This is a genomic window from Bradyrhizobium cosmicum, assembly GCF_032290525.1.
GTDB lineage: Bacteria > Pseudomonadota > Alphaproteobacteria > Rhizobiales > Xanthobacteraceae > Bradyrhizobium > Bradyrhizobium cosmicum_A.
The window spans coordinates 1-274 of record NZ_JASXTA010000216.1 but is presented as its reverse complement, the minus strand read 5'-3'; the positions used below and the strand labels follow the sequence as shown (position 1 = coordinate 274).

The following is a 274-nucleotide window of genomic DNA, read 5'->3' as shown; positions in this document are numbered from 1 at the left end:
CGCAGGAAGTGGGCGTTGCCGTGGTTCCAGCAGCTTTGCAGCGAATGGGTGAAATAGACGATCTTCATGCGGCTTTGTCCTTGGCCGAAAGGAGGTCGCGGTAGATGCCGGACATCTGCGCGGCCATCGCGGCGGGGGTGTAGCGGGCGGCGCGGCTCCGGGCGGCTTCGCCTTGCGCCGCGTGGCGCGCGGGATCGGCCAGCAGGGCGGCGATGGCATCGGCAAAGCCCTGCGCGTCGCCGGGGGCGACGAAGCTGGCGGCGCTGTCCCAGAG

1 pseudogene is annotated in these 274 nt (G+C 70.1%); it reads right to left on the bottom strand.

What is annotated here, in order from left to right:
• Nucleotides 1–64 precede the first annotated feature (64 nt).
• Nucleotides 65–274 (bottom strand): annotated as a pseudogene (locus tag QSV46_RS39715) (glycosyltransferase family 1 protein); the annotation flags it as partial.